The 26226-nt window shown below is 44.0% G+C and carries 22 protein-coding genes; 14 read left to right on the top strand and 8 right to left on the bottom strand.

The genetic code is table 11. The features are described from left to right. Nucleotides 1-58: 58 nt before the first annotated feature. Nucleotides 59-667: a DUF4924 family protein gene (locus P150_RS0110820; protein WP_028897691.1), complete on the bottom strand. Its 609-nt coding sequence runs from the start codon at nt 665-667 to the stop codon at nt 59-61. 21 nt (nt 668-688) lie between these two features. Continuing rightward, nucleotides 689-1369 (bottom strand): LysE family translocator, encoded by a 681-nt coding sequence (locus P150_RS0110815; protein WP_028897690.1) that lies wholly within the window; start codon nt 1367-1369, stop codon nt 689-691. A gap of 120 nt (nt 1370-1489) precedes the next feature. Between P150_RS0110815 and P150_RS0110810 the strand changes: the two genes are divergently transcribed. From P150_RS0110810 to P150_RS0110780, 6 genes are all read left to right on the top strand, one after another. Then, nucleotides 1490-2467 carry an ROK family protein gene (locus tag P150_RS0110810; RefSeq protein ID WP_028897689.1) on the top strand — a complete coding sequence of 326 codons (978 nt, stop codon included), beginning with the start codon at nt 1490-1492 and terminating at the stop codon, nt 2465-2467. A gap of 512 nt (nt 2468-2979) precedes the next feature. Continuing rightward, on the top strand, nt 2980-3549 hold the full coding sequence (locus P150_RS0110800) for an L-threonylcarbamoyladenylate synthase (protein WP_028897688.1): 570 nt from the start codon (nt 2980-2982) through the stop codon (nt 3547-3549). A 54-nt stretch (nt 3550-3603) separates the two neighbouring features. Continuing rightward, nucleotides 3604-5391 carry a chloride channel protein gene (locus P150_RS0110795; RefSeq protein ID WP_028897687.1) on the top strand — a complete coding sequence of 596 codons (1788 nt, stop codon included), beginning with the start codon at nt 3604-3606 and terminating at the stop codon, nt 5389-5391. A gap of 23 nt (nt 5392-5414) precedes the next feature. Further along, nucleotides 5415-6452: a methionyl-tRNA formyltransferase gene (gene fmt, locus P150_RS0110790; RefSeq protein ID WP_028897686.1), complete on the top strand. Its 1038-nt coding sequence runs from the start codon at nt 5415-5417 to the stop codon at nt 6450-6452. A gap of 175 nt (nt 6453-6627) precedes the next feature. After that, nucleotides 6628-8544, top strand: coding sequence for a nucleoside-diphosphate sugar epimerase/dehydratase (locus tag P150_RS0110785; protein WP_028897685.1), 1917 nt, complete (start codon nt 6628-6630; stop codon nt 8542-8544). 580 nt (nt 8545-9124) lie between these two features. Next, on the top strand, nt 9125-9988 hold the full coding sequence (locus P150_RS0110780) for a hypothetical protein (protein WP_028897684.1): 864 nt from the start codon (nt 9125-9127) through the stop codon (nt 9986-9988). 245 nt (nt 9989-10233) lie between these two features. Here the strand turns inward: P150_RS0110780 and P150_RS0110775 are convergent, their stop codons facing one another. Then, entirely contained in the window at nt 10234-10752 is a 519-nt protein-coding gene (locus P150_RS0110775; RefSeq protein WP_028897683.1) for a histidine phosphatase family protein, read from the bottom strand. A 118-nt stretch (nt 10753-10870) separates the two neighbouring features. On the opposite strand from P150_RS0110775, the gene P150_RS0110770 reads away from it, so the two are divergent. Together P150_RS0110770 and P150_RS0110765 are read left to right on the top strand one after the other, a co-directional pair. Beyond that, a complete protein-coding gene (locus tag P150_RS0110770; protein ID WP_028897682.1) occupies nt 10871-11542 on the top strand; it encodes a DUF308 domain-containing protein in 672 nt (223 codons plus the stop codon). A 308-nt stretch (nt 11543-11850) separates the two neighbouring features. Next, nucleotides 11851-13179, top strand: coding sequence for a YihY/virulence factor BrkB family protein (locus P150_RS0110765; RefSeq protein WP_028897681.1), 1329 nt, complete (start codon nt 11851-11853; stop codon nt 13177-13179). Between the two features lie 233 nt (nt 13180-13412). On the opposite strand, the gene P150_RS0110760 is transcribed toward P150_RS0110765, so the two are convergent. The 4 genes from P150_RS0110760 to P150_RS0110740 form a co-directional block, all read right to left on the bottom strand. After that, on the bottom strand, nt 13413-13868 hold the full coding sequence (locus tag P150_RS0110760) for a DIP1984 family protein (protein WP_028897680.1): 456 nt from the start codon (nt 13866-13868) through the stop codon (nt 13413-13415). 122 nt (nt 13869-13990) lie between these two features. Next, nucleotides 13991-14368, bottom strand: coding sequence for a YccF domain-containing protein (locus tag P150_RS0110750; RefSeq protein ID WP_028897679.1), 378 nt, complete (start codon nt 14366-14368; stop codon nt 13991-13993). Between the two features lie 600 nt (nt 14369-14968). Then, complete coding sequence (locus P150_RS0110745; RefSeq protein WP_028897678.1) at nt 14969-18196, bottom strand: choice-of-anchor J domain-containing protein; 3228 nt, start codon at nt 18194-18196, stop codon at nt 14969-14971. Nucleotides 18197-19075: 879 nt separating this feature from the next. Beyond that, nucleotides 19076-19858 (bottom strand): radical SAM protein, encoded by a 783-nt coding sequence (locus P150_RS0110740; RefSeq protein ID WP_028897677.1) that lies wholly within the window; start codon nt 19856-19858, stop codon nt 19076-19078. Between the two features lie 234 nt (nt 19859-20092). On the opposite strand from P150_RS0110740, the gene P150_RS0110735 reads away from it, so the two are divergent. The 6 genes from P150_RS0110735 to folK all read left to right on the top strand — a co-directional run bounded on the left by P150_RS0110735 (nt 20093) and on the right by folK (nt 24485). Beyond that, entirely contained in the window at nt 20093-20971 is an 879-nt protein-coding gene (locus P150_RS0110735; RefSeq protein WP_028897676.1) for an ABC transporter permease, read from the top strand. A gap of 75 nt (nt 20972-21046) precedes the next feature. Beyond that, nucleotides 21047-21331 (top strand): DUF3098 domain-containing protein, encoded by a 285-nt coding sequence (locus P150_RS16430; protein WP_051617626.1) that lies wholly within the window; start codon nt 21047-21049, stop codon nt 21329-21331. Further along, nucleotides 21331-22146 carry an undecaprenyl-diphosphate phosphatase gene (locus P150_RS0110725; protein ID WP_028897675.1) on the top strand — a complete coding sequence of 272 codons (816 nt, stop codon included), beginning with the start codon at nt 21331-21333 and terminating at the stop codon, nt 22144-22146. Before P150_RS16430 ends, P150_RS0110725 begins: the two co-directional genes overlap by 1 nt. A gap of 19 nt (nt 22147-22165) precedes the next feature. Next, a complete protein-coding gene (gene truB, locus P150_RS0110720; RefSeq protein WP_028897674.1) occupies nt 22166-22873 on the top strand; it encodes a tRNA pseudouridine(55) synthase TruB in 708 nt (235 codons plus the stop codon). Between the two features lie 3 nt (nt 22874-22876). Then, nucleotides 22877-24061 carry a tRNA preQ1(34) S-adenosylmethionine ribosyltransferase-isomerase QueA gene (gene queA, locus P150_RS0110715; protein ID WP_028897673.1) on the top strand — a complete coding sequence of 395 codons (1185 nt, stop codon included), beginning with the start codon at nt 22877-22879 and terminating at the stop codon, nt 24059-24061. Between the two features lie 10 nt (nt 24062-24071). Further along, nucleotides 24072-24485 (top strand): 2-amino-4-hydroxy-6-hydroxymethyldihydropteridine diphosphokinase, encoded by a 414-nt coding sequence (gene folK, locus P150_RS0110710; RefSeq protein WP_028897672.1) that lies wholly within the window; start codon nt 24072-24074, stop codon nt 24483-24485. Nucleotides 24486-24724: 239 nt separating this feature from the next. Here folK and P150_RS0110705 read toward each other — a convergent pair whose 3' ends face one another. Beyond that, complete coding sequence (locus tag P150_RS0110705) at nt 24725-26149, bottom strand: lipopolysaccharide assembly protein LapB (RefSeq protein WP_028897671.1); 1425 nt, start codon at nt 26147-26149, stop codon at nt 24725-24727. Between the last annotated feature and the right edge of the window lie 77 nt (nt 26150-26226).

The following is a 26226-nucleotide window of genomic DNA, read 5'->3' as shown; positions in this document are numbered from 1 at the left end:
ATCTTCACACTTGCGCTTCAGCATTCCTAAACAGGTGCTATGAGTTTGCCAAAGAAGCTCACTCATCCTCAAAAATAAGCCCTTCCGTCTTATCTTTCTGGTAATAATCAGCAAGCATACCTATCAATGTAGTGATTTCCTTCACAGCTGTGGCAGTCTCCTGACTGATTTCTTTCTTCTGAAGTCGGAGCATCATCACGCCATAAAGCACGTCGAAGCAGGTTTCTATCTCGCTATGCCCCAGATTTGCGGCAATCTCCTTGAGATTTTCCTCATTCTTCCGCGCCATTCTGTCGGCCACCTGTTTGGTTTTACCACGCAATTCCACGATAAAAGGCAGAACACGATAGTATTCAGCCGAATAGAAAGGAAATTTTGATGACGCCAACAACTGTGCGTGAAGCTCAGACAGAGCCTGCATCAGCACCTTATTAATCTGAAGATGCCCACTCTTACGACATCCTTCCTGATTCATCATTCTGACAAGGTCGCCAAACCAATCTTCTTCTTCCTCTTTCTGTTCATCGGTATATTGAAACTTGTCAATGTATTCCCTGCGAATCTTCGTCAGCGAACAATCGTAAACACGAATAATATCTTCTATCTGCCACATATACAGCAGATATTCAGCAATGCTTTTCTTTCTTAATTCCTGTGCAACAAACATTCTTTATATCAGTGTTTTAGCTTAATGCCCAATCGACGGTAAGTGATAGAGGTTGAAAATTGTGCCGACAAGCATAATCAATGAGAATAAAATCACGACAGAACCAATGATTCTGTTTATAATCAGTATGCCATTCACATCGAACTTTCCACGTATCTTATCCACCAGCCATGTCAGTCCGTACCACCAAATCAGCGCACCGAGGGGAATACAAGTGAAACCCACAATCATTTCAAACGGCTGCGATGGCTGAACGAAGGCAAACTGGGCAAAAGTCGCCATCAAAAGAAGGATAATCAATGGGTTGGAGAAAGTTACGAGAAACGCCGTCAGGCCGTTATGAAGCAGCGAACCTTTCGTATTCCCGCTTTTATGAATCTTCTTCGTCGGATTCGTGAGAAAACAAAATATTCCGAACAGGAGCAGAATGATGCTCCCCGATATCTGTAAAGCGAACTGATATTTCGGATTCTGCAGAGGTTCCATTATGAAACTCATTCCCAGACCTACGATCAACGCGTAAATAACATCGCTCACAGCCGCACCAACGCCTGTTATAAAGCCGTACCAACGCCCTTTGTTAAGAGTGCGCTGGATACACAAAATGCCGACTGGCCCCATTGGCGCAGACGCAATAATACCTATCAATATACCCTTAAACATAAAGTCGAGTATATCTAACTGGATAAATGGCATGCTCATAATTCATTTGCAAAATTGCAAAAATAATACGGAATGAGCAAATTTAGTTAGCAAAAGTTTGTGGTATTCCAGTTTTTTCATAACTTTGCGATTAGAATATAAACTAAAAACTTATTTTAAATGGATATACAAGAGCAGAAGCCATTCGTTATAGGATTGGACTTGGGCGGAACAAATTCAGTTTTCGGGATTGTTGATCAGAGAGGTCAGGTATTGGCAACTAACTCTATCAAAACTCAGAGTTATAAAACAGTTGAAGACTTTGTTGATGCAGGCGTTGAAGCCCTGAAACCAATCGTTGCAAAGGTTGGAGGCATCAATCAGATAAAGGCAATGGGCATTGGTGCGCCAAATGCCAACTTCTATCGCGGCACGATAGAATACGCTCCCAACCTGTCTTGGGGACACGAAGGCGTTGTGCCATTGGCAGATATGTTCTCCAAACGATTGAATATTCCAGTAGGAATGACCAACGACGCCAACGCAGCAGCCATCGGCGAGATGCAGTATGGCGTGGCAAGAGGTATGAAGAACTTCATTATGATTACTCTTGGCACCGGTGTTGGCTCGGGAATCGTTATCAATGGGCAGATGGTTTACGGTTCAGACGGTTTTGCAGGCGAGCTTGGTCACGTAACAATGGTGCGTGGAGAAAACGGACGTATGTGTGGTTGTGGCCGCACAGGCTGTCTGGAGGCATACTGTTCTGCAACAGGTGTGGCACGAACCGCACGCGAATTTTTGGAAAAATCATCAGAACCATCTCTGCTGCGTGAGATAAAACCAGAAGAAATTACCTCCTTGGACGTTTCGATAGCAGCCGGAAAGGGCGACAAGATGGCTATGGAAATCTTTGATTTTACCGGCGATATGCTCGGTGCTGCCTGTGCAGACTTTGCCGTATTCTCTTCTCCTGAAGCATTTGTATTCTTCGGTGGCTTGACAAAGGCAGGCGACTTGATTATGAATCCTATCAAGAAGGCCTACGAAAAATACGCTATGCCTATCTTCAAAGAGAAGCCAAAGTTCCTCATCAGTGGTCTCGACGATGCGGCAGCAGCCGTTTTAGGTGCTTCAGCCATCGGTTGGGAATTATAAGACAGTGATAAAAATGGAATGGAAAAAGGTCGGTACAGAAAAGTGCCGACCTTTTTGTTTTTATCAAGCAACTGCACAAAAGATTTGCCGTAAACCACTATCAAGAGGATAAAACGACTGAAAGTACATCGCATTTATCCTCCACAAGGGATATATTCGTAACACATTGATAATCAACACATCAAAACGTTGTTTCCATTTGTGCGAAGATTGCGTTCCATTCTTCGCAAAAACGCAATGCAAACGTGCGAAGATTGCAGCGCATTTGTGCGAAGATTGAAAATCATCTTTTCATTAACCTGAAATGAGCGGCATTCCGTTGCCCTGAAATGATGCCATTTCTCTGAAGAAAGCAATCGAAAACAGCTTCCAATCTACACTTCCTCCTAATCTTTCCAAACTATGCAAAAGTACGGAGCAAGGCTATATTTTCTAATGTTTTCTACATTTTATTTTGCTTTCTCGCTTTTTTACAATATCTTTGCCCTGAACAAAAGAATTTAAAGATACAGATGAAACAAGAAGACGATATCAAGAAGGCCGTGGAAGTGATGAGAAACGGTGGAGTGATTCTCTATCCTACCGACACCGTATGGGGAATTGGATGCGATGCAACCAACGAGGAGGCTGTGGCAAAGGTCTATAAAATCAAGCGCCGCGACGATTCCAAGGCTCTGGTATGTCTTGTTGATTCAGACAACAGGCTGCAAAGATACGTGAGGAACGTTCCGGAAGTGGCGTGGCAATTGATAGATGCAGTAGTGAAACCGACCACTTTAATTCTTGACGGAGCCGTGAATCTTGCGCCAAATCTTATTGCCGAAGATGGTTCCATCGGTATTAGAATCACTAAAGAACCTTTCTCTCAGGAGCTTTGCTATCGTTTTCAGAAAGCCATCGTAAGCACGTCTGCCAACATCAGCGGCGAACCAACGGCACAGAACTATGGCGATATTTCGGAAGAAATCCTTTCGGCAGTAGATTATGTCTGCTTTGCACGCCGACAGGAACACAAGCCTCATCAGCCGTCTACTATTATTAAAATAGGTAAAGGTGGAGAAGTGAACGTAATCCGAAAATAATCTTTTAGCATTTAATATTCTCATATCATCTGAAATAAGCGTCCGGCAAGAACTATGTCTTATAAAAACTTAGTCTCAAGCATTGATAACTGGCGACAGAAGAACGTATCCGACAGGCAATTCGTTCTTGTGTTGGCTTTTGCCATTGGCTTTTTAGCATCGGTAGCTGCCTACGTTCTACACCTGATAATCAAGGAAATACAGCATCTTGTTACATCCGGATTCCAGATGACCACCCTCAACTGGCTCTATCTCTTGTATCCGGTAATCGGTATTTGGCTCACGAGCCTGTTCGTGAAATATGTTGTACGCGACCATATTTCACACGGAATAACACGCGTTCTTTATGCCATCTCCACCAAGAACTCGAAACTGAAAGCGCACAACACGTGGACTTCTATCGTGGCATCGGCCATAACGATTGGGTTCGGTGGCTCCGTTGGAGCCGAAGCACCGATTGTTCTCACGGGTTCCGCCATCGGAAGCAATCTCGGAAGAATATTCAATCTCGACAAACGCACATTGATGCTCCTTGTTGGCTGTGGCGCAGCGGCCGCCGTGTCGGGTATTTTCAAAGCCCCCATTGCCGGATTGGTGTTCACATTGGAAGTGTTGATGGTGGATTTGACGATGGCTTCATTGCTGCCAATCCTCATTTCATCGGTTACTGCCACTTGTTTCTCCTATTTCTTCACGGGTGGATTGGCTATGTACGACTTCAAGATAGACTATATGTGGAGTCTTAGCAGAGTTCCCGCCACGATATTGCTTGGCATTGGGTGTGGATTCCTTTCGCTCTATTTTATGCGCGTAATGTCTTGGTGTGAAGGAGGATTCGCGAAACTTGCCCAACGTCCTTACCTTCGTCTTTTAGCAGGTGCGCTGGTGTTGTCGTCTTTGATTTTCCTTTTCCCTGCCCTGTACGGCGAAGGGTACGACAGTCTGGGACTGTTCATCGAAGGCAAGACCGAGGCCGACTGGAATCAGGTGCTTCAAGGCTCAATGTTTGCCGGGCATACGGAGTTTCTCGTGCTCTATGTAGGGTTGGTTATGATTACGAAAGTATTTGCAACCAGTGCAACGAATGGTGCCGGAGGGTGCGGAGGAACCTTTGCGCCATCATTGTTTATCGGTGGCTTTGCAGGATTCTTCTTTGCCAGAATCTGGAATATCAATCAGATTGGCGTATATATTCCCGAGAAAAACTTCACGCTCTATGGTATGGCGGGTGTGATGGCAGCCGTGATGCACGCCCCATTGACGGGCATTTTCCTGATAGCCGAACTGACAGGAGGGTACAACCTCTTCATTCCCTTGATCATAGTTACCGTAAGTTCGTATCTTATCATCAATATATTTGAAAACCACAGCATCTATGCTGTTCGCTTGGCAAGGCAAGGTAAATTGCTGACGCATCATACCGACAAGTCTGTCCTTACAATGATGACCATTGAAAGCATCCTTGAAAAAGACTATACTTCTGTGGGCGAGGATATGGAAATGGGAAAACTCGTACACGTCATCAGCTCCAGCCGCAACTATTACATACCGGTCGTGAACAGCAATGGCAATCTTCTCGGCGAGATTGATATTACAAAACTACGCCATATCATATTCCGAACCGAACTCTATCATCGTTTCAAGGTGGCACAATTAATGACAGAGCCACTTGCAACAGTGGGTGTGAACGACCCGATGGAGCAGATTATCAAGACATTCGACAAGACAGGAGCGCAATATCTTCCGGTTTTGGACGTTGAAGGAATATTGGTCGGGTATCTGTCGCGCGCACGCTTGTTCAGTATGTATCGGCAGATGGTCGCTGATTACAGCGCAGAATAAAGGGAAAAAATCAGATAAAAGGAATGAACAGTAAAGATATACGTATTGTTTTTATGGGTACGCCGGAGTTTGCAGTTGAGACACTCAAGACTTTGGTAGAGAATAAATATAATGTTGTCGGTGTTGTAACGCAGCCCGACAAGCCAGTCGGACGCCATCAGGAATCGTTGCAGGCACTGGCTGTAAAGCAATATGCGCTGTCAGTTGGGCTTCCAGTCTTGCAGCCTGTAAAGATGAAAGACCCTGATTTCATTTCACAGCTTCAGGAACTTAATGCCGATATTTTTGTAGTAGTAGCTTTCAGAATGCTGCCGGAGGTTGTTTGGGCAATGCCGCGATTAGGAACGTTCAACATTCACGCTGCCTTGCTCCCACAATACAGAGGTGCCGCTCCTATCAACTGGGCTGTGATAAACGGCGAAAAGGAAACAGGCGTTACCACTTTCTTCCTCGACAAAGACATTGATACCGGAAGAATCATCTTACAGAAGCATTTTCCGATTCCGGAAGATGCCAACGTGGAATGCGTATATGACGGACTGATGAAACTCGGAGCCGACATTGCAGTAGAAACTATTGAACTTGTTGCATCAAAGATCCCGGAAACGATGGCTAAATCAGACTTCAAGGAAATCTTGGATGCTATCAGCGTCTCACAAGATAGTTTAGATACATCAAATTTGAAGCACGCACCAAAGATTTTTAAGGAAACTTGCGAAATAAACTGGAACAACTCTGCAAAGCACATTAATGATTTCGTCAGGGGACTGTCGCCATATCCCGGTGCGTGGGCACAACTTTGCAGCTTAAACGAACCGAAAACTAAAAGCTCAACGGTATTGAAAATATTCAAGACAAGGCTAACAGACAAGCCCAGTTCAGGCACTCCAGGAATGCTGCATATAGAGAAATCAAGACTGTTTGTCAATACAACAGACAGTTTATTGGAGCTTCTCGAAGTTCAATTATCGGGCAAAAAGCGAATGGATGCCGGCTCATTCCTCAACGGATTCAAGGATTTGGAATCATTCTGCCTGAAAAGTTCAAACTCAAAAGAATAATTTTTGGAAAGCCAAATTCCTATCTAAATAGTATACAAAGTGATTTGATTCGACATCAAATCACTTTTATTTTAAAAATAGAGAGCCATCTTTGTGTAATTGTTGATTTTTTACTACTTTTGCATTAGAATACTTTAAGTATTTCATATAGATATCTTAATTAAATAACGATTTTATGAATGCTATAAGAAAAATCTTTGATTGGTATTTTTCTAAAAACGCTTTACCATATTGGGTAGTGCTTCTTGTGGACTGCCTAATCTGCTATTTGTCTGGCATATTCGTTTTCTGGCTATATTATCACGGAGCCTTAACGCTCGCCAACATAGGATTGCTGACCAAGACCATATTCGTCTATATGATATTCAACCTGATTGGGTTCAGAGTGTTCCGTACCTATTCAGGCATCATCAGGTATTCTTCCTTCATTGATTTGCAGCGTGTCAGCCTTGCAATGTTCCTTTCATTTGTCATTGCTGAGGTAATGCACTACATTGTATATGGATGGAACTTGGAATTTATAAGACTTGAAGGCCGACAGATTGCTGCAATGTACTTGGTTGCCACGATTGGTATGATTGCATTCCGCATTCTTGTCAAGTCGCTCTATGATGTAATGTTCAACTCCGACAAGGGAGTTCGCACCTTGATCTACGGTGTTCAGGAAGGAGGAATCGGACTTGCAAAAAATATCCGCAACGAATCGCACAGCAAATTTCGCCTGAAGGGATTCATTGCTCACGACTCGGCTTTCAAAGGTCGTATCCTTATGGGCGAGAAGATATATATCGTGAATGAGAAATTGGGCGACTATCTGAAGGAAATGAACATTCAGGCAGTATTGGTTTCACCTATTCAAGTGGAACGTTTTCGCGCCGATACCGAATTACAGGATATATTAATCAATGCCGGTATTCATATTTACCTGACAGAACGCACCAAGGAATGGGACGAAAATCAGGATTTCAAGAACGTTCAACTAAAGGAAATCAGCATCGAAGACTTGCTCCCACGCGACGAAATCCTTGTGGATATGGATGCTATCGGCAATCTGCTGAATGGAAAACGAATAATGATTACCGGTTCAGCCGGTTCTATCGGCTCTGAAATGGTAAGACAGATTGCCATTTACAAGCCTGCTGAACTCATCCTTATCGACCAAGCTGAAACACCTCAGCACGATATTCGCCTGATGATGCACTTCAACTGGCCCGACATCAAAGTACAGATTATTGTGGCAAGTATCTCAAACTACGACAGAATGGAATCCATTTTCCGCAACAGCAAACCGGAATACGTATTCCACGCTGCTGCCTACAAGCACGTTCCGATGATGGAAAACAATCCGTCTGAAAGTATTCAGAACAACATTTGGGGCACAAAGGTCATTGCCGACTTGAGCGTTAAGTACGGAGTCAAGAAGTTTGTGATGATTTCCACCGATAAAGCCGTGAATCCAACAAACGTAATGGGCTGCTCCAAGCGCATTTGCGAGATTTATTGCCAGAGCCTCAACAAGAAAATCAATGCGGAAAACGGTAGTGCAACACAGTTCGTTACTACGCGTTTCGGCAATGTATTAGGTTCAAACGGTTCTGTCATTCCGTTGTTTGAAAAGCAGATCAAGGCAGGTGGTCCGGTAACGGTAACCGATCCTAACATCATTCGTTTCTTTATGCTCATTCCGGAGGCCTGCAAACTGGTGCTTGAAGCCGGCACACACGGCAAAGGTGGCGAGATATTTGTGTTCGATATGGGTAAGCCGGTGCGAATTGCCGACCTTGCGAAGCGAATGATTAAGCTGTCGGGAGCAACAGGTGTGGAAGTGAAATATACAGGACTGCGTGCAGGCGAGAAGTTGTATGAAGAAGTTTTGAGCACAACCGAAAACACACTTCCAAGTTTCCACGACAAGATTCGCATTGCTCAGGTCAGAGAATATGATTTTGAGGATGTCAATGCACGAATTGAGAACCTCATAAAGGTAAGCCACAACTACCAAAGTATGGAAATTGTGAAACTTATGAAGGAATTAGTGCCTGAATATGTGAGCAACAACAGTGAATATTCAGTGCTTGACAAGGAAAAGTAACACTTCAAATCCAATCCAATTATGGGCGATGATTCATCAAATCACGCCCCATTTTTATTTATAAAAACGAATATACCTTCTGGAGTTAGGTTCAAGGCAACAGATAAGAAAGTTGGCTTATACGGCAAAAGCATCCTTTTTAAAAACAGTAACCATATAAGTAATGTATGCTATAATCTTATTTTTAACAAATCTGTAAGTACCTGTAAATCAGATATTTAAAAGACACTTTTCAAACGTGCGAAGATTGCGTTCCATTCTTCGCAAGAACGCATCGCAAGTATGCGAAGATTGCATTGCGTTTTTCGCATACTTGCAAATCCGTATTATTTTACCTGTCGGCAGACATTCATTATGTTGCCTATTTTGTGCTGTAATTCCTTTGCAAAAACAGACGAAAGGCATAGGAATTGACAAGGAAACGGCAGACTGAATTGATCCGCCTGACGGGGTTTTAGGGAAATTCCCCTCCCCATTAGGGATATTCCTTTCATAGACTTGTTTTTTATTCGTTCCTTTGCATCGTAATTTAGAATGAAGTATTACAAAAACAGAATATAACAAGAGAAAGGAAACAATTATGAAGAAATACATATTAGCCTTCATTGCAATGTTCACTATGGCTGTTTCTACGAACGCTATGGGATATGAACAGGCACGTATCCAAGCCTTGTTCCTGACTGATAAAATGGCTTACGAGCTCAATCTTACAGAAGAGCAATACGAAGCAGCATACGAAATAAATCTGGATTACTTGATGAGCGTAAACACGGCCGACGACCTGTACGGCGCATACTGGACTCATCGCAATCTCGACTTGAGCTATATTCTGCTCGACTGGCAGTATCGCTCATTCGTGGAAGCCAGTTATTTCTATCGCCCGCTTTGGTGGGATGCCGGCAACTGGCACTTCGGTATCTATGCCCGCTATCCCCGTAGAGATTACTTCTACTTCGGCAGACCTCATTTCTACACCGCATATCGTGGAGGCCACAGTTGGCGTATGAACGGAGGACGAAGCTGGTATAACGGACGCAGCTTTGCAGATCCGAGCAGAAACAACGGCAGACAATTCGGAATGAGAGACGGATTCCAGAGAGGCGACTATCGCAACGGATTCGATAATGCGCGCTCAAACAACATTGGAACAAACACAGCATCCAACGGCCATCGCTCGTTCGGCAATCAGCACGGCAGAAACTTTGGCGGAAGCCGCAGCAGAGCCAACACAGGCCGTCAGAGTTCAACACGAACTACTGTAACAACTCCGAGCAACAGACAATTTGGTGGAAGTCGCTCGTTCGGTGGAAGTACAACCCGCCAGGCACCAAGCCGTTCATTCACACCGTCAAGAGGCAATCGTCCCACGGGAACTCCAAATCGTTCATTCGGTGGCGGTGCTTCACGCTCGGCAGGCAGCTCACGCTTCGGAGGACACAGATAAAAGATTACAATTAGATAATTTAAAAGATAATACAAGACCTCAAGAGTATAATGTTTGTTTAGGTAAGAGATTTTTCAGTAAAGTAATTTGCCACTTAACTTCAACATATATAAAAACAAGTAAATAGAAAATGCAATGGCTTGTCGAAGCCATGCCATAGGAAAAATGGCAATTTAGAGAGTTATTTAGATGACAGAAGGGAATTCCATGTGATATGGAGTTCCTTTCACTTTTCATATATGGTACTATAATTCGAGTATTCTTATCTCGGCATTCTTCATTGGAGGAATCTCATTCATCGGCTTATTGAAGTACACGCTCTGCACGGCCTTGTTTATAATACCGTGTCCTACTGCCAATACTTTCCTGTCGGGAAAGTTTTCTTTTATCCATTCCAGAAAATTACCTGCCCGGTTCTTCATCGCCTCAAGTGCTTCTATATCCTCAGGCCATTTCGTCGGATCGTTCAAGTTTGCCAATTCAGGAATGTATTTACCGGTAAACGAGCCCCAGTCCCGTTCTCTCAATAAAGGAGTGGTAATAACATCCTGTTGATGCGGACGGGCAATAATCTCACAAGTATGGATGCTGCGTCGCAAATCGCTGGACACAAAGGCATCGAAATGCTCATCTTTCAGTTTCTCGGACACTTCTTCAGCCTGCAAGATACCAATTTCGTTCAGCATACCGGGCGTGTGTCCCTGCATAATACGGTTGGCATTATCCACCGTTTCGCCGTGTCTTACCAAATATAAGGTTGTCATAATAAGATATTTTACAACAAAATTAGTAAATTATTCAGACTTAGTCCCCATAATTCGGAATATTTTGTAAATTTGTAGAGTTGTAGAAACATTATGCAACCAATATAAACGACAAATTATGAAACTAATGCAAAGTTCTATTCTCCGTGCCATCATTGCCTGCGTAGTCGGAGTGTTGCTGGCTCAATTCAGAGAAGAGTCGGCCGGATGGCTTACCGTAACAGTCGGAGGATTGTTTTTCCTGTCAGGTTTATTCTCCTGCATAGCCTATTTTATTGATAAATCAAAGATTCAGAGAGCGAACAGTAAGGCGATAGAAGAAGGAGAAGAGAAGCTGCAAAGACTGCCGATGATACCAATAGTTGGAATCGGAAGTGCCATCCTCGGCATCATCCTCGCCTTTATGCACCAGAACTTCTTGCAATGGGTGGTGTATATTCTTGCGGCCATTCTCATTCTCGGCGCAATCAGCCAATTTATCAATCTGATTGCTGCAAGCAAGTTTGCACGTATTCCCCTGCTCTATTGGCTATTCCCGATAATCACGTTAGGTGTTGGAGGCTTTATCTTGGCAAAACGCGACATTGAAACCTCAACACAACTCCTTATTATCGGTTGGTGTCTGATATTCTACGGCGTAATAGAACTATTGAATACCCTTAAGATTCATCAGATGAAAAAGGCTTTCGACAAGATTGAAGAAAATCGGATTGTAAAGGGTACGGTAGTTTCCGAGAAAGAAGACATTGAAGATGCTGTTATCATAGCAGACGACAACAAAGAAGAATAATCTAATTTCACGACCAAGCATTGAAAAACAAACCGAGTTTCACTCCCGATGAGTGAAAACTCGGTTTTCTTTTTACCAACAAGAAACCTCAGACAGGAACCAACTGAACCGTAAAAGGCAACGAGATATATCCGAATCAACACATTCATACTTATCTTTCATATCTCTCCACGCTCCATTGTCTGTCCATTACACGGCTTTTTCGCAGAAACCAACCATAATTGGATTTTTTTTATTAAGTTTGCAGAACATACATATCGAGCAAACGGCATTCCGACGTATTGCATTTCAAAACAAGATAACCGACAATGAATATAGCACGAATCAAACATTTCCTGAAGATTGGAATGTGGCGAACGAGCGAAGACGACTCGTCAAAGCGTAGTTTATGGCTGCGTCTCTTCCAAAAGATGTATCTTGCCGTGAAGTTCTTCTTCGAGCGAGGGCATATCGACTATGCCACGCAGTTGTCTTTCAGCACCATTCTCGCCATAGTCCCGATTTTCTCGCTCATCTTTGCCATTGCAAAAGGATTCGGATTCGCAGTCTATATCGAACAGCAATGCAGGGTTCTGCTGTCCAGTCAGCCCGACGTAGCCGACTGGCTCATACAGTTGTCCAATTCCTATCTGCTCCACGCACAGGCAGGGCTGTTCATTGGAATCGGCCTCATCTTTATGCTTTATAGCGTCATATCGCTCATCAACACCATCGAGCGCGTGTTCGACTCCATCTGGCAGGTAAAGGGCGCGCGCCCTTGGAACCGAGTGTTCACGGACTACACGGCAATGATGTTCCTCATCCCAATCGCCATCATCATAATGTCGGGCCTCAGCATCTATCTCTATGGGTTCGCCAACCAACTGAAAGACTATTGGGTAGTGGGAAGTCTGGCTCTATTTGTCATCAACTACATTCTCCCTTGGTTCATAATGTCGCTGATATTCATTGTGCTGTACATATTTATGCCCAACACGAAAGTGAAGCTCTCAAAAGTGATTGTTCCCGGACTGATAGCCGGAGCACTGATGCTCATTCTTCAATGGTTCTACATCCACGGACAGATACTCCTTACCAGCTACAACGCCATCTACGGCTCGTTGGCAGCTCTCCCTCTCTTTATGCTTTGGATGCAGATATCGTGGTATATCTGCCTGTTCTGCGCAGAACTCTGCTACACCAACCAAAACTTGGAGTTCTACGAGTATCTGATTGAATCCAAGAACGTGAGCCACAAGAACAAACTGCTGATGAGTGCGATAATACTGAGCCACATCTGCCGCCGTTTTGCAGCCGGACAGCGTCCATACACGGCATTGGAGCTGAAAACTTTGACAAAGATTCCTATCAGAATCACGACAGACATTCTCTACAAACTCTGCGAAGTAAACCTGATTGCCGAAAACTCATCGCTCGAATCCGACGAAATCACGTTCTCCCCGACACGGGATACCAATCAGATAACCGTAGGAAAGATGATAGATTTACTGGAATCCTATCCACACGACAAGTACGATTACCTCAATCTTGATCCCGACGAAACGATGGGAAACGAAACAATGGAGGAAGTGCGCACCATAAGGGCTGCCTATGTAGGCAATCTGAACAATATTCTGATAAAGGATTTGGTGAAATAATCAAACCCCTCCCCTTCTCCAACCAGAGAAAAGGAAATTCCCGAAACCCACCCTCGCCACAGAATAAAGTCAGTTGGTGGTAGTGCGCTGTGAATCGTCATCGATTGTAAATGCCAACGTGCTGAGCATCATACGTGAATCCGGCTATGCGGAATGTCTTGCTCCATCGACTAACAGAATGTTTTTTTCAACTCGCCCTCTACAATGTGGCTACACCAATAAGCCGTTTGAATTTACTCCATCAGATCCGTGAGGAAATTCAAACCCTGTATCTTGATGTCAAGTTTGCGCAACTGCTCTGAAAGTTTCTCTATCTGCTTGTTCAACGCCTTGATGTCAATCACCGTAACCATCTTGATTTCGGTGCGCGAATACCGGTCTTGCGTTTCGTTCCCCTTGTCAAACACGGCACGGAGAATCTCAATGCGCTTCCCGAGCACCTCCTTCTCGGCCATCATCTCCGTCAGCGTCCTACCTTCCGAAACCGTGTTCATATTCGTTTTATTGATACGCGCAATCAGCGACTGTAACTGCACCAGACAACTGTCCAGTTCCTTAAAAAGTTCTTCAGGCTCTTCTGCCGGCTTGTCGTCCTGCTGCAAGCGGACGTTGCTCAACAGTCTGCTCTTTATCTGTTCTATCTTTCTGCTCAAATCCTTTCGGATTGACAATGCTTCTGCCAGTTTCATTCTATAAAAATTTAAGTGTTTCCTATTCATTCAGATGTTCAAAGACAGGCGTGTGCCACTTTCGGTTCTCTTGCTTTGCCTTGCGGCTGGTTTCGCAGTTCCTTTCCATCGTTCCGTCCGTCTTACATATCTTCCACAACCCTGCTTCCGAACGGATGGAAGGCAAGCCCCGCCATCTCGAACTGCTTCCTCGCAAACGGAATGCCAATAATCGTAATGAAGAGCAGACAACCGAAGAACACGTGGATAAGCCATATCCAGATGCCGCCGATGAAAAACCAGATAATGTTCATCAGCGTGTCAAGGCAGCCGTGTCCCCCCTCTTTTGGCACAACCTTGAAGCCGAAAGGCCACAGCACGTACAATCCCAACTTGAAAGCCTGTATGCCGAACGGGATGCCGATGATGGTAAGCATCATAGCCAAACCCGATGCAAAATATGCCATTGCAGACTCAAAACCGCCGAAAACAAGCCAAATAACGTTTCCTAATATCTTCATTTCATTCTCCTTTTTAATCATCCAAGCCCGGGAAAGTAAACAAGCGCACAGATGAAGGAGCTGACAAGCAGATTTCTTCATACGATTCTTGCTATCTTTTTTCTATGGACTCGGGCAAGTTCTTAATAATTCAATATCCGAATATTCCCTTGCAAATTTAACCAATTAATTTCATTATCTCACGAACAGATGAGAGAAAATCGTGCCAATTTTCATAAAACCCACATACTCCATATAAGATTATAGAGGCAACTATTTCAAAGGTTTACAAGTAAAGTACTTTCCATCTTCATACGCTCGGCTTTAAAAGTTTTTCTCCTTATCTTTTATCCCACATTCTAAGGAAACTACATTGTCGTTACGGAATAACTATAATAGTTTCATAACTATGAAACAGTTGTCTCATAATTATGAAACAACTGTCTCACTATTATGAAACTATTATCGCAACACCATATTAACGAATATCAGATATAGAAGAGAAAGAATATACCTATGATTAATCAACAAGAACTCACTGAATTTAAAAACAGTCAGGGCTATCCACGAAATGCAGACAGCCCTGAATTTATGTATCAAAAATGTAATCAACTCAAGGATTTACTTCACAACAACTTTCTGATTGTTTACGATGTAAATGCCCTTTGGCAGCCCATTGAGCGATGTTGCGCCCTGAAGTACGCGCACACCGTTCACAGCATAAACATCAAACGGCTTATCGGCAGCAGGCTCAACGGTCGTAATGCCCGAAGTTACGGTTGATACGCTGCGTGGCGATGACTCCTGACCATTGCCATAAACGGCCACAACCTGATAGGTATGAGGCACGTCTGCAACATTTGCATCGGTAAATGTCAGACTGGTTGTATTGCCGATGAACACGCCGTCGCGGTAAACGTTGTAGCTTACGGCCTCTCCGCCATTGACGGTATAGGTTACGTCGTCGAGCAGCAAGAGGAATGTGTTCTTCACATCCGTTACGTTGCGCAATGCAAAATACTTGGCTCCGGCCGGAACGTTTACCGTGAACTGTTTCCATTCGCCACCTTCGGCATAGCAGGTGTCGATGCTCGTAAAGCTGCCGACTTCCTGATCGGTAGTAGAGTAAAGCACTTCCACGGCCTGCTTGAGGTCATAGGTATTTCCGTCTGCACTTCTCGCAACAAGGTTCTTTGCCCAGAAACTTACCGAACCACCTGCAAATTCCGGAGAAATAAGCCAGTCGTTGTTGTCGCAGTTCTGATATTCGCCCGATGCAAAGTCGAAGGCTGCACCCCACATAGATGCCAGACACTTGTCGCCGGCGTGGGCAGCGAACGACTTGATGCCGAGATTCTGCAAGTCGTAGCCACCGAAATTATGGTCGTTGAACACGATGTAGGCAAATCTTTCTCCCATATTCTCGTAAGTTACTTCGGTGTTGCCATTGTAAACGAAGTTGCCACCCGTGGCACCACCGTCCATATCCTTTCTAATCCAAGGGCCGAGACCGTCGTCGGCAATGTTCCAGTCTTCGTAGACTTCAAAACTTTCCGTCTTTTCTACGAGTGGAGAAGGCTTGTCCCAAGTGAGCCTGATGTCCATCTTGCCAGCACCAACCACGTTTTCAGCAGCAAGATTTTCTACTGGAGAAACACTCGGTTCTTTGATTTCAACGGAATGCTGCACCTCGTCGTTGTCCTCATTCGCATCGTTGTCGGCTGTTACCTTTACCAGAATGTTGAAATAACTGCCTTCCGTCAGACTGTTCACGGTAAACGGCACCTCTATTATCTTATTCTTATAAGAAGCCAACGGCTCGCTGACAACTTCATTGTAGATTTCCTTACCATCAGCAGTTACCAAGACACGATAGCTGTCTACATCCTCGTCGCCGATATTGTTGATACGCACCGTAGCCGAAGAGGAAGCACCACGTTCCAACTTTGCAGGCGCAGAGACGGAAGCCTTCAAATCCTTTGCCACAAGGTCGCCAACGTGGATATCGTCAATGTAGATATTGTGCTGCACGAATCCACCTGACATTTCGGCGTATGCAAAGCCCACCAATATGTAGCGTTCGTCCTTGAATTGCGAAAGGTCGTACTTGTATGTCTTCCAACCCTCCGACGGAGCTACTGCCGACAAGTCTTCCTCCAACAAGTTCACTCTCGTGCCATCTGCCTTTTCAGCATAGGCGTAGAATGTGCCAACGTCGGCACCGGTCTTTTTGCTGAACACGAGTTTGGGCTGCGTGGTATTGGCAAGATTTACCTTGTAGGTGTAGAATCCCACGCTGTCGCTCGACAATGTCTGCAAATATGCCGACCCACCATCTCCGTTTGCGTCTTCATCGACCGTGAAACCAGCACCGGCCTGTCCATAACTGACGCCGGTTCCTTCTCCGAATGGTATCAGCAACTTTGCAGGTGTGGCATCTGCAAATGATTCGTCGAACGGAGCTTTGTCGGGCCTGCCGAGCAAGACGGAATTGGAAACGGTAAAGCCGTCGCTTGTGCCCGAACCATTCTCTGCCTCTACGGCCAACTCGAGTACGGCAGGCTTGCCCTCATCGGCTCCCTGACCAACGCTAAAGGACGTTTCGCCGTCTGGCGTGCTGCCCTTCTTCTTATCCAGCACAGCCGAACCATAATTATCGTAGACAACTGTATAGATATTGTAAGAGATATCGTCCTGAACAATCACGCCGTTATGAGCTGCCTTTGACGGATTCCAACTGAGCACCATACTTTCAGGATCATTGGAAAGCACTACGTTTTCAGGTGCGGCAGGCGAATCAAGCCCAATGTAAGCCGACACGCTTACTGCCTTTCCGTCGCCAAACTCGTTGTAAGGCACGATGGTGTAATGCGCAATACCCGGGTTCTTGAGAGACTCGTCTACGAATGACATAGCACCGCCAATCGCAGTTGTAGGAAGGTTTGCTTTCTGCTCGCCACTGCTCATTATTTTCACGCCCGTGATGGAACCGAGTGCGCTTCCGTCGAATGCAAGCGTTGGATTGTTGAAAGTAATCGTTGCCTTCAATGCCGCAGAAGGATCGGCAGTTACGGTCGCATTCGTTACACCTGCCGGCGATTTAGGCTCCGGTGCTGCAACAACCGACACGTCGGCCACCATCAGATTAATCTTGAACGCATCGCTGACAGCGTGGAAACCAATGTAGTAAACACCGTCGGCACTCGGCTTAATCATCTTCTGGTGCGTGTTGTAGCTCGTGTTTGCCACTTCCGTTACAGGCAGAATCTCATTAATCATAGCTTCGGCCGTAGCCGCCGTGCCGTATTTCACTTCTATCTTCTCGGCATAGGTAGACTGAACGCAACGGGTCTTGAACTCAACATAGTAGGTTTTGCCAGCCTTCATCTGCAATCCCGGGGAAATCATCCAGTCGTCAGCCTGATTAGTCGTACTGTATTGGTACATCGTTTCGCCGCCTTCATCGTATGGTCTGAATGCCCACGTCTTGCCGTCTGCATTGGCGTCGATAACAGAGAACTGATCAAATTCAGCCTGTGAACGGAGGGTGTTGCTCCATCCGGCAGCAAAGATTTCCGTTGTAGCCTTTCTGCGCTGTGTAGCTGCTGCACGATTAACAACTGTCTTCTGCCCGAATCTCATCGGATTCTTCAACTTCTGAGGAGCATTTGTCTTCATACCGACCGAAAAACCGTCGGTACGCTGCTGCTCGCTCTGCTGTTTCATAACTTCAAACTTGCGAAGCACTTCCATCTGTTCGGCCGAAAGATTATCGAAACTAACTTGTGCATTCATCGGTGCTGCTATCAGCACTGTACCACAAAATGCAAGGAGTGAGAGTTTCTTCATAATTAATCAAGATTTATTAAAATAATGAACAATATACAGACAGATACGTTTCAATCTGACATTGACAAATGCAAAGATAGAGAAATATTGCAACATTCCAAATAATTCGGTATAAAAACTCTGTCGAAAAGCTGATGAAAAGAAAAATGCAGAGCCTTGCAGCTCTGCATCTGTCTATTAAATAATGTAAAATCATCATTCTGATTGAGCTTGATTTGGGTTCCCGCCTCACGGCGTTCCCCTGAATCTTGCATCAAATGTTATCCTTTTCTGAAATAATCTTTATTACCTGACTAACCTATTTTCTAATTCCTGAACAATCTCTTTTGTTCTACCTTAAAAAATTAACTAAAAACCTAAATCTATTACTACTAACCTAAACAATCTATTTTATCTTTTTGATGTTGCAAAGGTACTACTGTTTTCGCACACAACCAAATATTTATCTGTATTTTGTGCTATTTTTGTGGTTTTTATTGACTTATATCAAGCACATAAAGCTCCATTAACAATTTCCACCGTCCATTATGTATTTCTTAACGGTACGAGAAACCAAATGCCGGGAAAGGAAAGAAACTGAACAAACTGCCCGACAACGGTTAAGCAGATAGGCATAATTCAATCGGTAAGAAGATATACGAAAAATATTTACACAGATTTTTTAAGGCGCAAACAGATTAAGACTTACAAAACATTGATTTACAAACGTTTGCATCTTCCGTTTATCTGACTCTCAATCTTCGCAAAAATGCCTTGCATTCTTCGCACGTTTAGACTACATTTGTGCGAAGATTGCAAGGCAATCGTGCGATAAAGATTTCTTAACACCAATTTGGACTGAAAATATTTTACAAGAAGCCCTTAATCGAGTTCATCTTATCAATATGAAGCCGAGCAGGGAATGCCCATCTCTATCACTCTGTCGCGAATGGAATCCAGTTCTTCTTTCGTGGCTTTCTCGAGATTCGGATCTGGAGTTTCGCGCGCAATAGTGTATATCATTACTTCTCTTGGCGCAATTTCCTTTACGACCTTGAGCCAAGGAACGATAAACTCTTCCTTCACATTGTTCACATCGATACCGCTCTGAGATGTTCCTTTCATAAAGAGCGTTTGAATGATGAGCTTTCCATTGAACTTTTTCATTCCTTCAATAATTTTTTCAACCTTATAAGAAGGAATAACAGGTCGGTCCACCTTATTAATATAGTCGTCACTAATGGTGTCGAGTTTCAGAATATTGTTATCAACTTTCAGCAATGCCTCGAAAACCTTTGGACGATGAATGAAAGTGGAATTGCTCAGTACGGAAACTTTGGCATTCGGACAATACCGGTTGCGCAGACGAATCGTGTCGTCGATGATTTCAGCAAAGTGTGGATTTTCCGTAGGTTCGCCATTTCCGGCAAACGTGAGTACATCGGGAAGCTCGTTTGTCGCCTGCATTTCTTTCAGCTTTTCTTCCAGTTTGCGTGCCACTTCTGCCTGAGTCGGGAACGGGGATTTTGTTCGGTAGTCTTTATTGAAACCACATTCGCAGTAGATGCAGTCGAATGTGCATACTTTTCCGTCGCCGGGAAGGAGGTTGATACCGAGAGAAATGCCCAGTCTGCGACTTTTTACCGGGCCGAAAATTGGTGATGGATATATAATGGTGCTCATAGTGTTGTTGTTTCAGGCATCGTTTTTACGAATGCCTTTTCAGAATGTCCGTTGTATGTTGGGCATTGATTTTTAAACCTTGTTCAAGGGCAAAGGTAAAACAATTAAATCATATACGGAACTGTGTCTGTTGGATTTTTCCAAGTGTTTGCAAATAAACTATAATTTCTTTTGAATTTAAGCCATTTTACACTACCTTTGCAAGGAATTTGGTGTATTATACCTATTAGAGAAATGACAAAAAGACGAAATAAAGCCCGTAAACATCGCAGTTTGCAGGTTGTTACCCTATGTATAAGCACGGCTATGGTGCTTATTCTCATTGGTATGGTGGTGCTGACAGTATTTACCAGCCGTAATTTAAGCTCTTACGTGAAGGAGAATCTCACTATCACGATGATTCTTCAGCCTGATATGAGCAATGAGGAATGTTCTGCCCTGTGCGAACGTGTCGATCAGTTGGAATACATCAACAGCCTGAAATTCATCAGCAAGGAAGAAGCCCTGAAGGAAGGCACAAAGGAATTGGGGGCGAATCCCGCTGAATTTGCCGGAGAAAACCCATTCACGGCAGAAATAGAGCTGCAATTGCAGGCTAACTATGCCAACAACGATTCCATAAAAGGGATTGCCAAGCAATTGAAATCGTTCAAAGGCGTGAGCGATGTTACTTACCGTCAGGACCTTGTGGAGAGTGTGAACCGCACATTGGGCAAAATCGGGTTGGTGTTGCTCGTAATTGCAGCATTGCTGACCATCGTTTCGTTCTCATTGATCAACAATACCATCCGACTGAGCGTATATGCAAGGAGATTCACTATCCATACAATGAAGCTGGTGGGTGCGTCCTGGAACTTTATCCGTATGCCTTTCCTGCGCCGGGCAGTAATGTTGGGATTCATTTCGGCGATGATTGCTATCATTGTATTGGGCATTGGTATGTCGTTCCTCTATAAATACGATCCGGAAATTACCGTGATACTCGACTACGATGTGTTGTTCATTACTGCCGGTGTGATGTTGGCTTTCGGTATTCTCATTACTTTCATCTGCTCTTGGCTCTCCGTGAACAAGTTCTTGAAGATGAAGGCTGGCGACTTGTATAAGATTTAATAATAAAAGATATTCAGTTTCCTGACCGATGCCGCAGATAGTCAGCTTGCAGAGGTCAGGATAATTCATAAACTTATGGACAAAAGGAATTTAGCATTCGGCAAAACCAACTACATCTTGTTGGCTGTTGGCTTGGCAATCATCATTTTGGGCTTTATACTGATGAGTGGAAGTGGTTCTACAAATTCAGAGTTTAATCCTGAAATTTTCAGCGCAATGCGCATCAAAGTAGCTCCGGCAGTTACTTTCATCGGTTTCATTTCCATCATTGGCGCAATTATGTATAAGCCCAAAGATGAAGAAAACGGTGTGGAAACAAAAAGCGAGATAACTGACGAAACTGAAATCAAGAAAGGATAATGGATTTAATACAGACTATCATCATTGCAATCGTTGAAGGACTGACAGAGTTCTTGCCGGTTTCATCGACGGGGCATATGATTATTACGCAGCATCTGTTGGGCGTTGAACCGGGAAACGAGTTCGTTCATTCCTTTACTTTCATTATTCAGTTCGGTGCTATCCTCTCCGTTGTTTGCCTGTATTGGAAAAAATTCTTCAGCTTTGACCAAGAAATGTGGAAACTTTACGGCAAATTAATCATCGGAGTGATTCCCGCTGTTGTGGTGGGATTGGCTGCAAAGAAGAGTGGTTTCCTCGACTGGCTGCTCGATTCCGTTGAGGTCGTGGCTATAACGCTCATCCTCGGTGGTATCTTTATGCTCTTTTGCGACAGGATTTTCAATAAGGGAGTGGAAGAAAACGAGGTAACGAACAAGCGTGCATTCAACATCGGCCTATTTCAGTGCCTTGCTGTCATACCGGGTATGAGCCGTTCTATGTCTACCATCGTCGGTGGTATGGCAAACGGGCTGACAAGAAAGAAGGCCGCGGAATTTTCTTTCTTTCTTGCCGTGCCAACTATGGCGGGGGCTACGCTGCTCGATATGATAGACGTGCTGAAAGGCGACAGTGCTTGGGCTACGAGCGAGAATCTTTTCCTCTTGGCTGTCGGCTGCGTGGTATCGTTTATCGTAGCATTGTTAGCAATGAAGTGGTTCGTCAGCTTTCTGGCAAAGTATGGTTTCAAGGCATTCGGCTGGTATCGAATCATAGTGGGTACCGTTATTCTCATTATGCTTCTGTCAGGCGTATCGCTGAATATGGTTGATTAAATCCCGATTGAACAGAGATATGAATTTCAAAGAAGGAGTTCTCATTCCCATTGATAAGCCGTGTGGTATTACCAGCTTCAAGGCTTTGGCACACGTGCGCTATCAATGTTCGCAAGCCTACGGAGGAAAAGTGAAAATCGGACACGCAGGTACGCTCGATCCATTGGCAACAGGCGTCCTTATCCTCGCAACTGGCAAGAAAACTAAGGAAATAGAATCCCTGCAAGCACACACAAAGGAGTATGTTGCCACGATGCAGTTGGGCGCAACCACGCCCAGTTATGACATGGAACACGAAGTGAACGAAACGTTTCCTACGAGCCATATCACGCCGCAACTCGTAGACACCGTACTGCACCAGTTCATCGGCGATATTGAACAGATTCCCCCTACTTACAGCGCAGTGAAGGTAAACGGAAAACGTGCCTTCAATTACAGACGACAGGGCGAAGAGGTGGTGCTGAAGGCAAAGAATATCCGTATCGATGAGATTGAAATTATGGACTTTGATGTGGAAAAAATGCAGCTTACACTTCGCATCGTCTGTGGAAAAGGTACTTATATCCGCGCCTTGGCAAGAGATGTGGGACGTGTTCTCCACAGCGGTGCCTATCTTACCGCATTGCGCAGAACCAGAGTGGGCGACGTCCGGGTAGAAGACTGCATAAATTACGACCATTTTGAAGAATGGTTGAACAAACAGACAATAGAAAAAGAAGATAAATAATAGATGAAGCTTTCACAATTCAAATTCAATTTACCTGCCGATCAGGTGGCTTTGTATCCTCATTCATCAGAACGCACATTGAATCGTGCCGATGGAACCAGTCAGACTTTCAAGATTACACGCAGAGATGAAGCCCGACTGATGATATTGCACCGTAAGTCTGGAACTATCGAAATGTTTAATAAGGAAGTAAAGGGTGAACCGAAAGAGGAAGACTACATCCGTTTCAAAGATGTCTTCAACTATTTTGATGAAGGCGACACTTTCGTGTTGAACGACACAAAGGTGTTCCCTGCCCGTCTTTACGGCACGAAAGAAAAGACCGATGCGAAAATCGAGGTGTTTCTGCTTCGCGAGCTGAATCAGGAAATGCGCCTTTGGGATGTGTTGGTAGAGCCTGCACGTAAGATTCGTATCGGTAATAAGCTCTTCTTCGATGAGTCTGGCTCGATGGTGGCAGAAGTAATAGACAACACAACATCGCGTGGTCGCACGCTTCGTTTCCTCTACGACTGTCCTCACGATGAGTTCAAGAAGGAACTCTACGCTTTGGGCGAGGCTCCTCTCCCACGCTATATCATTGATAATCGTGAGAAGGAAGCCGGAGAAGACTTTGCACACGCCGACGCTGACGATTTGGAAAACTTCCAGACTGTGTTTGCCGATAAGGAAGGAGCTGTTACTGCTCCCGGAACTAATATCCATTTCTCTGAACAGATGATGAAGATGATGGAGATTAAAGGCATCAAGAAGGCATTCGTTACGCTCCATTGTGGTTTGGGCAACTTCCACGAGATTGAAGTGGAAGACCTAACAAAGCACAAGATGGACTCGGAAGAAATGCACATCACGGCTGAAGCCTGCAAGATTGTGAACGAAACGAAACTTGCAGGACATCACGTTTGTGCCGTTGGTGCGAGTGTTGTCAAGGCAACGGAGACGGCCGTAGGAACCGATGGATTACTGAAAGAGTACGAAGGATGGACAAACAAGTTTATCTTCCCTCCATACGTTTTCGGATTGGCAGACTCTATGCTGGTAAACTTCTACCATCCATATTCAACGCTACTGATGGAAACGGCAGCATTCGGTGGATACGACCTCGTGATGGAAGCCTACGACAAGGCTGTAAAAGCAGGTTATATGTTTGGTTGCTTCGGCGATGCAATGCTGATTCTCAACGATTAATAAAATGGCAATGCGAACCGCTTACCTTGGTCTCGGCTCAAACCTCGGCAATCGCCGTGCTATTTTGACAGAGACCATCGCAAAGATAAATGAAAGTATTGGCGCAGTATTGCGTCAATCTTCATTTTATGAAACTGAACCTTGGGGCTTTGATAGTCCCAACACGTTCCTGAATGCCTGTATTTGCATCACAACAGACTTAGAACCTCTCCAACTTCTGGCTGCAACACAACGCATAGAACGAGAAATGGGACGCAATCATAAAACAATAGACGGTCAGTATCAGGATCGAATCATAGACATCGATATTCTTCTCATCGACAATCTTCGGATAAATGAACCTCATCTTACCGTTCCTCATCCTTTAATGGAACAGCGCGAATTTGTAATGGTGCCATTAAAAGAGATTCTGTTAAAAGCATAAGAAGCACTTCAAAAAACCTTATATTCACAAATTATCATCCCACTAAAACTATATTCCAAATAGTTATTGCCTCCTTGTTCCCTCTTCATACGACCTTTATCTATCATTCCATCTACCTTTTCACCTTATATTACATTACCTACTCAATATTAAACAAACATTCCAAAATAAATCATTGAGCATAAAAAAGCGATAACATTGCTGTTATCGCTTTTTCCTTTATATCGCTATTGCATCAATTACATACCAAGAGCTTCCTTTGCATTCGGATGATTTGGATTGATTTCCAAAACTTTCTTAAAGTAGCTATCTCCTGTTGCCTTATCACCCTTCTTTGAATAATAGTAACCAAGTCCGTAGTAAACCATTTCCAAATAAGTCTTTGCTTCTGCATTTAATGAAGGCTTAGCTTCTTCAAAAGCTGCAACCTTCTTATAGATAGCTGCAACCTGATCAGCGTCATTCTTCAAACGGGCAGCTTCAGACTGATTCAACCAGATGTAATCTGAAATTGATGGGAACTTAGGAAGCATACTTTCGTAAACACCGATAGCTTTATCCAAAGCAGCATTTCTTTCTTCGATATTCTTAGCTTCAGCAGCCTTATTAGCCTTATCCACATAAGTCTGGGCGAGTTTCAACCAGTCGTTAGAATTAGCTCGTTTGCTCTTAGAAAGGTATTCCATCTGAACTTCCAAAGACTTATCTTCATTACCTTGAGCAGCATAAACATCAGCAATAGCCTTCAATGGTTCAATGTTGTCCTTATCCATTTCCAAAGCCTTATTGAGGTTTGTCAATGCCTCATCATACTGCTTGTTGCCACAAAGAGCCTTACCATAAACAGCATAGTCGTTAGCAACCTTCTGTCCAGAACCTGCAAACATAGTGCTTGCAAAGCTGAGTGCCTTAGCATAATCGCCCTTTTCAGTTGCACCCATCATACCAACGCGTGAAACATATTCACTTCCGGGGAATTTCTGCAAACCAGTATTAGCTACTTCGATAGCCTTATCGTACTTTCCACACAACACAGCTGTGTAGCCATATCTGTAGAAATGGTCTTCTGTCAGGTATGAAGTATTAGCCTTGTTGTACCATTCCAAAGCCTCTGTATACTTTCTGTCGTTGAACATAATTTCAGCAGCAGTAGCTTCAACTGGATAGTTTGGCTCAATCTGACGAAGTTCTTCAAGTTTCTGAACAGCTACATCAGAATTTACGTGGCGATATACTCTGGCATAACGCTCGTATGCCTCTACATTATGTGGATCCAAACTGATAGCTGTCTGATACTGCTGTGCTGCCGCACCTGCGTTACCAATGCTGTCCTCAAGAGCAGCAATATCTCCAAGGAGCAAGTAACCAAGGCTACCGTTCATCTTCTTATTTGTTACTACGAGGTTTGCAACATCCTTTGCCCCTTGATAATTACGCTGCGACAAATAAACATTACCCAATGCTACGAGAGCCTTTTCATCTTTCTTAAAGGCTTTCATATAGGCTTTGATAGCATCCTTACCTGCCTTTGGATCGTTTGGAGAAGCCTTCAATGCACTTATAATAGGATTAAGCGCAGCTTCATAACCATTGTCTTGTGCAAATGCAGATGTTGATAAACTTAGTATCAAAGCACCTGCCAATAGATATCTTTTAGTTTTCATAATTTCTTTTTATTTAGTTAAACTTCTTGTGGCATTTAATCCTCTGATGTTATTTCTCCATAGAAGTTTAATATTTT

Source organism: Prevotella sp. HUN102 (genome assembly GCF_000688375.1).
Lineage (GTDB): Bacteria > Bacteroidota > Bacteroidia > Bacteroidales > Bacteroidaceae > Prevotella.
The sequence above is the reverse complement of the archived record's forward strand: the minus strand, read 5'-3'. Positions and strand labels throughout refer to the sequence as shown.